General features: G+C 50.0%; 6 protein-coding genes and 1 rRNA gene. 6 read left to right on the forward strand and 1 reads right to left on the reverse strand.

The annotated features are described in order from the left end of the window. Positions 1-8: 8 nt before the first annotated feature. From FJQ58_RS22295 to ligA, 5 genes are all read left to right on the forward strand, one after another. On the forward strand, positions 9-698 hold the full coding sequence (locus FJQ58_RS22295) for a S1 family peptidase (RefSeq protein ID WP_139997002.1): 690 nt from the start codon (positions 9-11) through the stop codon (positions 696-698). Between the two features lie 209 nt (positions 699-907). Then, positions 908-4,036: an ATP-binding protein gene (locus FJQ58_RS22300; RefSeq protein ID WP_162341679.1), complete on the forward strand. Its 3,129-nt coding sequence runs from the start codon at positions 908-910 to the stop codon at positions 4,034-4,036. A 1-nt stretch (position 4,037) separates the two neighbouring features. Continuing rightward, positions 4,038-5,177, forward strand: coding sequence for a response regulator (locus FJQ58_RS22305; RefSeq protein ID WP_139997004.1), 1,140 nt, complete (start codon positions 4,038-4,040; stop codon positions 5,175-5,177). A gap of 92 nt (positions 5,178-5,269) precedes the next feature. Continuing rightward, positions 5,270-7,672, forward strand: a complete 2,403-nt coding sequence (gene pcrA / locus FJQ58_RS22310; protein WP_202915309.1) for a DNA helicase PcrA — start codon at positions 5,270-5,272, stop codon at positions 7,670-7,672. Between the two features lie 63 nt (positions 7,673-7,735). Then, positions 7,736-9,739 (forward strand): NAD-dependent DNA ligase LigA, encoded by a 2,004-nt coding sequence (ligA, locus tag FJQ58_RS22315; protein ID WP_139997037.1) that lies wholly within the window; start codon positions 7,736-7,738, stop codon positions 9,737-9,739. 76 nt (positions 9,740-9,815) lie between these two features. Here ligA and FJQ58_RS22320 read toward each other — a convergent pair whose 3' ends face one another. After that, entirely contained in the window at positions 9,816-12,029 is a 2,214-nt protein-coding gene (locus tag FJQ58_RS22320) for a sensor domain-containing protein (RefSeq protein ID WP_238404261.1), read from the reverse strand. A gap of 418 nt (positions 12,030-12,447) precedes the next feature. On the opposite strand from FJQ58_RS22320, the gene FJQ58_RS22325 reads away from it, so the two are divergent. Further along, positions 12,448-12,522 (forward strand): 16S ribosomal RNA (locus FJQ58_RS22325); the annotation flags it as partial.

Below are 12,522 nucleotides of genomic sequence, written 5' to 3' on the forward strand. Positions count from 1 at the left end.
GATAAGAAGTGAAGCGTACCCTTAACCTGAAACTAGCCGCAGCGTGCTTGATCGTCGCTCTATTAACCGGTACGATTTGGTTTAAAGGTGCGGAGGCAGAGACGCCTGCCGCACAAAACGCCGAACAAACCTATGAGAAGGCCAGTGCTGCCGCATTTTACTTGCGGGCGCTGCGCAGCGATGGAACCGTGCTGGCGGTGGGCAGCGGAGCGCTTATCTCCGAGGATGGCAAAGCGGCAACAGCGTATCACGTCGTGAAAGGAGCCGCTTCTTTCGAAGCGATTCTCTCCGATGGCGCGGTCGTTAAGGCAGTCAAGCTGCTTAGCTATGACGAGCTGACAGATGCGGCTTTGCTTAAGCTTCCCGAGCGCAAGGACGCCAAAGGGAAAGCAGCAGCCTACCCCATGCTTCAGGTTCGCGAAGCGCCCGTCAAGCATGGGGAGAAAGTGTTTGCTATCGGATACCCGCTGCGCGACACTCCGATTATTACAGAGGGGATCGTTAATCACCCTAGTGCGGAGATCAATGGCAGACCCCGCATCTTGACGTCGGCCCAAATTGCGAGCGGAATGTCAGGCGGACCGCTGCTTGATGAGCAAGGGCGTTTAGTAGGAACGATATCGGGCTCGCTTCGTACGATGAACAATATTCATCTGGTTATTGATACCGGAGACTTGCGGGCTTTAATGAAAAAGTAGAGAGAGGCTGGGAGGGCAGCGTTTGTTGGCTGCCCCTAGAATCAGCCGGATTTTCCCTGATTGGAAGATGAATGTGAGTTCGTTGCATTCATCTTCTTTTTTCTATCTGCTAGGGATAGGAATGAGAAGCTTGATAGGCATTGCCGGGTTCACGCTGTTAAAGTTATGATGGAGTTATCTGGCATCCAAAGATGAATGGAGAGAAGGGTATGAATCGGCGTAAGCTGTCAATTGCAGCTAGCATATTGCTAGGCTTTGTGCTGCCGGCTGTTTTGATTATTCAAATCATATGGTCCGGAATGGGCATGCCCGAAGCCAAAGGCGGTTATTTGGATTTGCAGGATTGGAATTTTAGCGAGGATGGAATCGTTCCTTTAAAAGGGGAATGGGAGTTTTATCGAAATCAGCTTTTGGCACCGGAGGCTTTTGCAAATGCGAAAGATGGCCAAGCACAGGGGCAAGATAATGCTTTGGTAGTGGATGTGCCAGGCATGTGGAACGATTACATGGGGAGTGCAAGCGCATTAGGCTCCTACGGTTATGGAACTTATCGTTTAGTTATTCGGCTGGACAATAAAACCGATAAAATTTATGGCATACATACCGGCAATATTCGAATGGCAAACCGTATTTATATGAATGGACGAGAGGTGGGAGCTAGCGGACTCCCGACAGATTCTCGCGAAACTTCGGTACCGTATAATGTACCTTATCTTGGCTTTACGTCTGTGACGGGGGATACGGTGGAGCTTATAGTGCAGGTGTCTAATTATGCGTATAAATCGGGTGGCATTATTATCCCTATTGCCTTTGGCGAGCAGACAGGCGTGCTGCATAATCGGGAATGGAGAGTGCTTCAGGATTTAATATCAGCGATTGGCCTGCTTATGCCATCAATCTACCTGCTGCTTTTCTATCGCAAGCTAAGGCAGGAGCTGTCGCTGCTTTATCTTGGATTGTTATGTATAGCGGGATGCCTCTATGTATTGACCCATGGCGAGAAGCTGCTGGCTGACGCTGTACCGTGGCTTTCTTATGCGATGATATTAAAAATACAGGCGACCTCATCGGCATCTATTTATTACTTCTTGCTATTATATATCTCATCCATTTCCTTAATCGCAGTCTCTCAAAAGCTGCTGCGGGGGTTTAAAATACTGACGATCACATTGCTCGCAAGTACTTTTGTGCTGCCGGCGAGCTTGGTCTCAGCGATGGAATTGCTCATGGTCATCACCGCTTCAAGCACGGTATTGTTTGTCTTTTATATTATGCTGAGAAACATATTGAGGAGCTCTAACCATATTTTCTTCGAAACGCTTAGTATATTAAGTATTCTTATTATTATTGCTCTACAATCTTTGCTTCTGCTTGGCATTCTAGACACTTTGACGATCATATCCTATGAAATGCTATTTTTTGTCATTATACAGGCCATGACGATGTCTCATCGGTTTGCCGACTCCTATATGGAGGTTGAACAATTATCCCGTAGGTTGATCACCTTGGACGTACTTAAGGATGAGTTTTTGGCGAATACCTCTCATGAGCTGAGAACGCCCCTGCACGGCATTATTAATATGGCAGACTCTATAATGGAAGGGGCCGCGGGAAGCATTACGACCGAACAGACCCGCCATATCGCCATGATTTCAGCAACCGGCAAGCGGTTGTCCTTGCTTATTCACGACATTCTTGATTTCTCAAGCCTCAAAAATGGCAGCATTCAGCTGCACTTCCGACCTGTACATCTGCCGACGGTCGCTGATTCGGTGATCGAGGTCGTGAAGCATACGGCAGGCAGCAAAAAGATAAGCTTTGTCCAGCAATGGCCGGATGATATGCCGCTGCTGCATGCGGATGAGGACCGACTCGTTCAGGTGCTGTACAATTTGCTCGGCAATGCGGTGAAATTTACGCATGAGGGAGAAATCAGCATCTCAGCGGATATTGTAGGCGAGAGGGCTGTTATTACTGTCGCAGATACGGGAATCGGCATTCATACGGAACGCTTGGAGGAAGTATTTCATGGAAATTACCAGAACGCCGAGGGTTATGATCCTGCCTACAAAGGCTCGGGTTTCGGGCTAGGCATAACGAAAAGGCTCGTGGAGCTGGGGGGCGGCCGGATTTGGATCGAGCCGGAGCGGGAAGTTGGAACGGCGATTCATTTTACGATGCCGATCTCTGATGTGAAGGAGCTGCCTGAAGCGCCTGTTTACAGGGATGTAAACCAGCTGGTGGATAGCAGCCATAATGAGGCTGCCGCAGCAGCGGAAGTCATGGCCGATCACAGCGATAGGGTGAACAGCGGAACGATTCTGATCGTAGACGATGATCCCGTTAACTTGCAAGTACTGCAAAACCTGCTGTCGGTCGAGCACTATAAGGTGATTGCAGTAACGCAAGGAGAAGCGGCAATTAACGAAATCAGGCAAAATTTGAGTATCGATCTCGTCATAGCGGACTGGATGATGCCAGGCATGACAGGCATTGAGCTAACCCGGATGATTAGGGAGCGTTTTTTGATGTCGGAATTGCCGGTGCTGCTCTTAACCTCCAGAAGCTATCCCGATGATATGGAGAAGGCATTCCAAACGGGAATTAACGACTTCCTTAGCAAGCCGATGGAATCCAAGGAGCTGCGCGCCCGCGTCAGAACGCTTATTCAACTGCGAAAATCGGTGCAGCAGGCGGTCCAGTCGGAAATTGCTTTCTTGCAAGCGCAAATCAAGCCTCACTTCTTATATAACGCGCTGAATACGGTGATTTCGATCTGTCCAGTCAATCCGGACAAGGCTTCCATGCTGCTTATGGAATTAAGCCAATATTTACGCGGAAGCTTCGACTTCCATAATCGGGACCGCATGGTTTCCGTTCAGAAGGAAATCGAGCTGGTTAGGTCCTATCTAATGCTGGAGCAGGCGCGCTTTGAGGACAGGCTGCGGGTGGTGTATGAAGTGAACGAGGAGATGTATACCCTCATTCCGCCGCTTAGCATCCAGCCTCTGGTCGAGAATGCGATTCGGCATGGCATTATGCGCAAAGCATATGGCGGAACGGTTACGATTTCGGTAAAAGAAAACGATAGCGAAATTGTCATCTCCGTGTCGGATAATGGCGTGGGCATGTCGGAGAAGCATGCGGAGGAGGTACTCGCAGGGACGGTTGAAGGCAGAAAAGGGGTAGGCCTTCGGAATATAGACCAGCGGCTGATTGCCCTGTATGGAAACGGATTGCAAATCAAAAGCATCCTTGGAGAAGGAACGACCGTGAGCTTTGCGATCGCAAGAATAAAAATCGCTGGATTACCATCGGCAGGCACAAGGGGGGATTAAAGTGAAGGCAATTCTGATCGATGATGAAAATCCGGCGTTGCTTCAATTGGAGCGTCTGCTGGTTGCGGATGGACGGCTGGAGGTAAGAGGTAAATTTACGTTGCTGGCGGATGCGATGCAGCATATCAAAACAGAAAAGACGGATATCGTTTTTCTGGACATCGAGATGCCGGAGGTTAACGGCTTGGAGGCTGCGGAGTATATTCAGCAGCTGGACGGCGATATTACGATCGTGTTCGTGACGGCTTTCTCGGAATACGCAGTAGAGGCGTTCGAGCTTCAAGCGTTCGACTATTTGCTAAAGCCGGTATACCCGGCACGGCTAGCGAAAACCATTACCCGAATCTGGGCCGGTGCTGCCCGGCGCGCACCGGCAGCCGAGCCGCCAGCCCAAGAGGAAGAAGCGACAATTCTTTGTCTGGGCAGGCTGGTGCTGCGAAGCTCGCCGTCTACGATAGAATCTTTTAAATGGAGAACGCTGAAGTGTCATGAGTTATTCGCTTATTTGCTTCATCATAAAGGGAAATGGCTGGACAAGAACCACATTATTGAGACTCTATGGTCGGATTACTCCCATGAGAAGGGCATTAATCATTTGCATACTTCCATCTATCAGGTACGAAAGCTGCTTACCAACTGGAAGTCTCACATTAAGGTCGAGTTTGACCGAAATAGTTACCGGCTATCGGTAGAGAGCTTGATTGTAGATGCCGATTTATTAGAGAGGGTAACGGAGCAGCCGGAAATTACCCAGCAAAATGTGAAGCATTATGAGGGGCTTCTATCTTTGTACCGCGGCGATTATTTGGAGGAGCTGGATTGTTTTTGGGCTGTGGCAAGACGCGAACAGCTGCGGCGGCTGTATATCCAGCTCGTCATGACGGTTGTTTCTTACGAGCTTGCGAGCGGAAGAGGGATTCAAGCGGTATTGAGGCTGAATGCGCTGCAGGAGAGAGAACCGTATTCCGATGAAATTTGCCGCAACATGCTGCTTGCCTATGAGAATCTGAGAGATAAAGCAGCCTTGCAGCGGTACTACGAAAACTTTGAGACTGTGGTCCGTGCGGATCTGAAGATCGAGCCGGACAAGCAAACCAAAGAGCTGTATGAGCAAATTAATAGGCGGCTTAGCCGGGCGTAATGAGGCAAATTCCTGTATTCTCAAATTGACACAGGGGAGACCGTTGTCTACACTGGGAAGAGGCGAACAAATGGGAACAAAGGAGTCGGAGCATGTTGAATCATATTAGCATCGAGCAAGCGGTGCAGAAGCTGAATCCGCCGCAGCGGGATGCCGTTCAGGCAACGGACGGCCCTCTGCTTATTATGGCAGGAGCGGGCAGCGGCAAGACGCGCGTGCTTACGCACCGGATTGCTTACTTAATCGAAAAAAAGCGTGTAGCGCCTTGGAGCATACTGGCGATCACCTTTACCAATAAAGCCTCACGCGAGATGCAGGACAGGGTCAGTGCGCTTGTCGGGCCCTCGGGTCGGGACATTTGGGTGTCCACCTTCCACTCGATGTGCGTACGGATATTGCGCAGGGATATTGATCGGATCGGCTTCACTTCCAGCTTCTCTATTCTGGATTCCTCCGATCAGCTGTCGGTCATTCGCGGCTGCATGAAGGATATGAACATCGATACAAAGAAAGTGGAGCCGAAGGCCGTTCAGGCGGCGATTAGCGGGGCGAAGAATGAGCTGATCTCGCCGGAGCAATTCGAGCAGAAGGTCGGCGATTACTTCGAGGGCATCGTGGCTCAGGTCTTTACGAAATACCAGAAGAAGCTTAGAAGCAACAACTCGCTCGACTTTGACGATTTGATCATGATGACGATTCAATTGTTCAAGGATGTGCCGGAGGTGCTTGAGTTCTATCAGAACAAGTTCCGCTATATCCATGTCGATGAGTATCAGGATACGAACCGAGCGCAGTATATGCTTACTCGCATGCTGGCAGACAAGCACCATAATATATGCGTTGTCGGCGATAGCGATCAATCGATTTACCGCTGGCGCGGGGCCGACATTACGAATATTTTGAATTTTGAGGGCGATTATCCCGAGGCGCGCACGATCATGCTGGAGCAAAACTACCGCTCGACGGCAAATATTTTGGATGCGGCCAATGCGGTCATTAAGCTGAATACCGGCCGTAAGCCGAAGAAGCTATGGACGGATCAAGGCGCAGGCGATTTGATCTCCCTTTACCAGGCGGATACCGAGCATGATGAGGGGTATTTCGTAACGGGCGAGATTCGCAAAAACGTGAACGGCGGCCGCAAATTTGCTGATCATGCGATTTTGTACCGAACGAATGCACAGTCCCGGGTAATTGAGGAAATACTAATCAAATCGGATATCCCGTATCAGATTGTCGGCGGCATCAAGTTCTACGACCGCAAAGAGATCAAGGACTTGCTCGGCTATCTCAAGCTGGTCTCCAATCCGGATGACGATATTAGCTTGGTTCGTATTATCAATGTGCCGAAGCGTGGCATCGGGGATACGACGGTCGGGAAGCTGGCCGACGAGGCAGCCAGACGCGGAACGTCGATCTATCGGGTGTTAAACAACCTGGGCGAGGTTGAGGTGAATGGGCGGACAAGAACGCTGCTTCGCGAATTCTACGAGATCATCGATAACTTGACGCGTATGGTGGAATATTTATCGGTGACGGAACTGACCGAGAAGGTGCTCGAGCTGTCCCAATACCGGATGGACCTGCATCAGGAGAATACGCTGGAATCAAAGGCCCGTCTTGAGAATATAGATGAGTTTCTGTCTGTGACGATGGACTTTGAGAAGCGGAACGAAGACCGGACGCTTGTTGCTTTCCTGACCGACCTTGCTTTGATTGCGGACATTGATTCATTGAACAAGGACGAGGAAGAAGCGGAGAAAAACAAGGATGCCATTACGCTGATGACGATGCATAGCGCGAAAGGCTTGGAGTTTCCCGTGGTGTTCATCATCGGCATGGAGGAAAGCGTATTTCCGCACAGCCGCGCGCTGGCGGACAATGAGGAGCTTGAAGAGGAACGCCGTCTTGCTTATGTGGGCATTACGCGCGCGGAGAAGCGCTTGTACTTGACCTGCGCGCGCATGCGGACGCTATTCGGCCGCACGAGCAGCAACCTGCCCTCACGCTTTCTGCAGGAAATTCCAGAGAGCGTGAGGCAAGGAGCTTCAAGCGGCAGCGGCGGCTACGCACGCGCTGGAGCTGTTCGCAGTGGCGGCGTTAGCGTCACTGGCGGTACAGGCGGCGCGGCGCAAGGCGGAGCCAGCCGCGCCATGCCAGGGCGCGCGCCGGCAAGTGGCGCGCCTGGCGCAGGAGGCCGTTCCCCAGGTATGGGGGGAACGGGCCCGGCCGCGATGGGCGGCAGAGGCGGCGTGCGGGTTAGCACGCCGCTGCAGGACGCCGCTCGGGCGGCCCAAGGCAGTGGCGGCGGAGCGGGAGACGCCGCTTCCGGAAGCTTTGCTTCCGGCGAGAGAGTGTCCCATGGCAAATGGGGCATCGGCGTGATTGTTTCCGTGAAAGGGGCGGGCAAGGAGATGGAGCTGAATATTGCTTTCCCGGCGCCCGTCGGCATCAAACGTTTGCTTGCAAGCTATGCGCCCATTACGAAGGTATAAGATTCATTTCTTATTTTGGACCATTAGAAGGAGGAGCCGCCCGTGAACGCTCAATTGGAGAAAATGCAACAGCTAATTGCGATCATTAACGAGCATAACTATAGCTATTACACGCTGGACCAGCCGACGGTCAGCGATGCGGATTATGACAAGCTGTACGATGAGCTGGTTGCGCTGGAGGCGGAATCGGGAACTGTTTTGCCGGAGTCGCCTACCCAGCGGGTAGGCGGCGACTTGCTGAAGGGCTTTGAGCCTTACAAGCACCGTGCCCGCTTATGGAGCTTGGATAAGGCGCAGAACATCGAGGATCTGGTGACCTGGAATACAAGGCTGCTTAAAGCGGTGGCTGACTATAACGCCAAAAATCCCGAAGTTGATCCGCTGCCGCAGCCAACCTATGTCGTTGAGCTAAAGTTTGACGGACTTACGCTTAACTTAACGTATGAGGATGGCCAGTTGGTACAGGCGGCAACGCGTGGAAACGGCACGGTAGGCGAAGGGATCTTGCAGCAAGTCCGCACGATTCGTTCAGTACCGCTCACGATTCCTTTCACTAACGGCATAATCGAGGTCCAAGGCGAGGGCATTATGCAGCTTTCGGTGCTTGCGAAATATAACGAAACCGCGGTTGAACCGCTCAAAAATGCCCGAAATGCGGCTGCAGGAGCACTGCGCAACCTTAATCCGAAGGTGACCGCGGAGCGGAAACTGAATGCTTTCTTCTATAATATTGGCTACGCCGATGGGGTCGCTTTTGAGAACCATCAGGAAATGCAGCAGTTTCTAAAGGACAACCGCTTTAAGGTTAATCCTTACGTAACCTATCAGAGCACGATTGAAGAGGTTCAGGAAGAGCTGGTTCGGGTAACTGAGCAGCGCGATCAGCTGGATTTTCTAATCGATGGGGCCGTAATCAAGGTTGTGGATATCCGTACAAGGGAAGCGCTGGGGTATACGGATAAGTTTCCGCGATGGGCCGTGGCCTTTAAGTTCGAAGCAGAAGAGACGACGACGGTATTGGAGTCCGTATCCTGGGAGGTTGGCCGTACTGGCAAAATAACGCCGGTCGCCCGTGTAGAAGCCGTCGAGCTGGCAGGCGTTACCGTTCAGAACTGTACGCTCAACAATATTGGCGACATCGAACGCAAAAACCTGAAGTTCGCACTCGGCACGCTTGTAACGATTCGCCGCTCGAATGACGTCATTCCGGAAATTCTAGGCAAAGCGGAGGAAGAGCCCGGCGAGGAAATTATATTTCCGACGGAATGCCCATCCTGTGGGACTTTGCTTGAACAGCGTGGCGCCCATTTATTTTGCAACAATAAATTAGGCTGCCAGCCGCAAATTATTGGGCGCATTACGCATTTTGCCTCGCGTGATGCGATGGACATTGACACGTTCAGCGTCATGACGGCAGACCAGTTGTACAAGGATTGCGACGTACATGATCCCGCGGATCTATATGCGCTGAAGTATGATGATCTGATTAAGCTTGAACGCTTTGGGGAGAAAAAAGCGCTCAAGCTGCTTGCGGCCTTCGAGAAATCAAAGGACCGGGAGCTGTCTTCCTTCTTGTTCGCGCTCGGCATTCCGAATACGGGCAAGGCGACTACGAAATTGCTGGCTGACCACTATGGCAGCCTGGATGCGATTATGAAGGCGGAAGCGGAGGAGCTTGTGACGCTTCCCGATATCGGCGGCATTGTCGCTGAGAGCATAGTCGGCTATTTTAGAGATCCGATCATTCTAGGAAGCATTGCCAGAATGCGCGAGCTAGGCGTGAAGGCGGAGGCAGAGCAGCAGCTTGTAGCGAGGAATGACAGTATTTTCAGCGGGAAAACAGTCGTGTTAACTGGAACTCTGCCTACGATGTCGCGGGATGAGGCGGCGAAGCTGCTCGAAGCATGCGGTGCCAAAATTTCGGGTAGCGTCTCCAAAAAAACCGATTTCGTCATTGCTGGCGAAGCTGCGGGAAGCAAGCTGACCAAGGCGCGCGAGCTTGGCATTATGGTAATAGAAGAAGAAGCTGAGCTCATGCGTTTGTTAGGCGAGACGGTCGATCTATAACGGAATAGCATAAAATTAAAAAGGCAGGCCGAATTCGGCCTGCCGTTTTTTTTTGACCCCGAGGGTGTATATTTCACTATACATGTGACTCCACAGGAACGATGCTAAGGATTTCTAACGCTAGCAATGACCTAATCTGGTCCGCGGCAACAGGACGCGAGAAGAGATAGCCCTGCAGTCGATCGCAGCCAAAAGCGGCCAATTGGGCGTGTTGGGAGGTTAGCTCAACGCCCTCCGCAAGCACATCTAGCTTAAGGCTGTGAGCCAGCTCAATAATCGAATGAACGATGGAGCTCCCGGTCGTTTCTTTCGACATTTCACGAATAAATGACTTGTCTATTTTCAACGTATCAAGCGGAAGCTTCTGCAAATAATGAAGCGAGCTGTAGCCCGTTCCAAAATCATCAATAGCGATACGAACGCCCAGCGTTTTTAGCTTGTGAAGCTTTTGGATGACTTGCTCGGTGCCTTGCAAGCCGATGCTCTCGGTAATCTCCAGCTCAAGCAGGGAAGGAGGAAGCTGGCTTTCCACCAGAATCAATCGGATTGTCTCAAATAAGCCTTCATCCTGGAATTGCTTCATCGAGATATTGACGGCGATCGTAATCGGAGCCAGTCCTTCATTTATCCAGCCTTTCGTTTGAAAGCATGCTTCCCGTAAGACCCATTCCCCCAGCTTCGTAATCATGCCCGTTTCCTCGGCAAGCGGGATGAACTCAACAGGCGATATGAGACCGCGCTCCGGATGTTCCCATCTCACAAGCGCTTCTACCCCTGTGATCCTGCCCGTGGCAGCGTCAGCTTGCGGCTGATAATGCAGGGTGAATTCTTTGTTTGTTAATGCTTCTCTTAATTCCTTTTCCATCGTCGTTCTTCTAATAATAGCTTCGTTCATCTCTGCATTGAAAAATAGCATCCCGTTCTTGCCTTGTTCCTTGACACGATACATCGCAATATCCGCATATTGTACGAGCTGTTCAAGCTCGGTCCCATGGTCGGGATATAAGCTGATTCCTATGCTGACCGTAGTATGGATAATATGATTTTCATATAGGACGGGCTCGATGACGGTTTCCTGAACGTGAAGAGCTAGCTGCTCCGCTTCTTCCGCGTCCGCATGGGCAAGCAGGATGATGAATTCATCACCGCTAAGCCTGGAAATAATTCCTTTGCTGCCGATGCAATCTTGCATTCGCATTGCCGTTTGCCTAAGGAGCCAGTCTCCCGCCTGATGGCCAAGTGAATCATTAATGAGCTTAAATCGGTCTAAATCAACAAACAAGAGGGCGAAGGACTGTTCGGTATCTGCTTGAGTGCAGCTATTTAGCGTTTCCGTCAAGGTTTCGAAAAAATGATGCCGATTTGGAAGGCCGGTCAAGGTGTCGAAATAGGCAATATGCCGAATGGTATCCATAGATTGTTTTTTGGCAGTTATGTCTTGGGCGATAACATAGACACCTACCAGCTGCTGTTCGACCGTGATTGGTATAACGGTGGTTTGCAGATAGACCGTGGTTCCAGACTTATGGGTGAAAGTAGTTTCGCCATTCAGCGTATGACCTGCTTTAAGCTGAGAGAACGGATCAGACGAAGAATTATTTATCGTATGATTGATTAAATCATCGAAGGTTTTTCCTTTGAGTTCCATCCAGGTAAAACCAGTGATTCTCTCCATTGCCGGATTCACGCTCAACAGCTGCCCGTCGAGATTGAACCAAAAAACAATATCCGGATTGTGCTCATATAAGGATTTGAATCGCTGTTCGCTTACCTCAAGCCGTTTCTCTGCCCATTTGCTTTGAGTAATATCATGGATGACCAGCATATAACCTTCTAGTTTCCGTAAAGTGAGAATAGGCTTTCCGGTAATCCGGACAATGCTGCCGGCTTTGCCTTCGTTAGGCACTAACCAAAGCTCTTGGGTAGTTAGCTCTGCTCCCTGTATAAGCTGTTGCAATGGTTCAAGGTTGAACGGGAGTTTTGTAACGCCATTAACATGAAAAAAAGCGGGCGAGTTTCCATTCGTGCTTGTATTATTGATTTGGTATCCGTACTTGGCTGCGGCATCATTATGCAGAATAAGCTGCCCATCCAGTCCGAAAATGACAATCCCTTCATCCATATGGCTAAATAGAAGCTTGCTGCTGGGGTGATATAGCTTACTGCAAACTTGCTTTCTAATATAGTAAAGAATAATGAGGGCCAGTAAACTGGCAACCAAGGCAACAACGATATATTCGTTCCAGTGGGAACTTTCGAGCCATAGAGGCGAAAGTGCCGCATGATGCATGTAAAACAATGTGGACACACTCCCCCGTTAGCTATAATGCATGGTGTTTGATTACGTTTAAGCAGACATATTATTCCTCATGTTAAATTCATTGAGAATGATTGTCAATTATAATGCTGGCATTCAAGAAGATGCGAAAAAGGAAAGTGAAGCAAACTGTAAAAAATTACAACTTGTATTATGCAAACGTAAGTGATATATTATTTCTTGTCGCTTCTGAGGCACAGACAAACAAGCTTAATGAGACACAAACAAATGTGAAACAAAAAGCTTGACACTGTGAAACGAAGATGATAATATAACTTCTTGTCACCGACAAAATGTGACAAAACAAGTTCTTTGAAAACTGAACAAATGGATCACGTCGATCCGATAATGTTTTAAAATAGCTAGTTAAGTTATGAGCAATTCAAACACCAATTTGGAGAGTTTGATCCTGGCTCAGGACGAACGCTGGCGGCGTGCCTAATACATGCAAGTCGAGCGGAGTTGA

This window comes from Paenibacillus paridis (assembly GCF_006345825.1).
GTDB classification, from domain to species: domain Bacteria; phylum Bacillota; class Bacilli; order Paenibacillales; family Paenibacillaceae; genus Pristimantibacillus; species Pristimantibacillus paridis.

Excerpts from the sequence above, each read along its gene's own strand:
- FJQ58_RS22300 (WP_162341679.1), top strand. The coding sequence starts at position 908 with ATGAATCGGCGTAAGCTGTCAATTGCAGCTAGCATATTGCTAGGCTTT.
- pcrA (WP_202915309.1), top strand. The coding sequence starts at position 5,270 with ATGTTGAATCATATTAGCATCGAGCAAGCGGTGCAGAAGCTGAATCCG.
- ligA (WP_139997037.1), top strand. The coding sequence starts at position 7,736 with ATGCAACAGCTAATTGCGATCATTAACGAGCATAACTATAGCTATTAC.
- FJQ58_RS22320 (WP_238404261.1), bottom strand. The coding sequence starts at position 12,029 with ATGCATCATGCGGCACTTTCGCCTCTATGGCTCGAAAGTTCCCACTGG.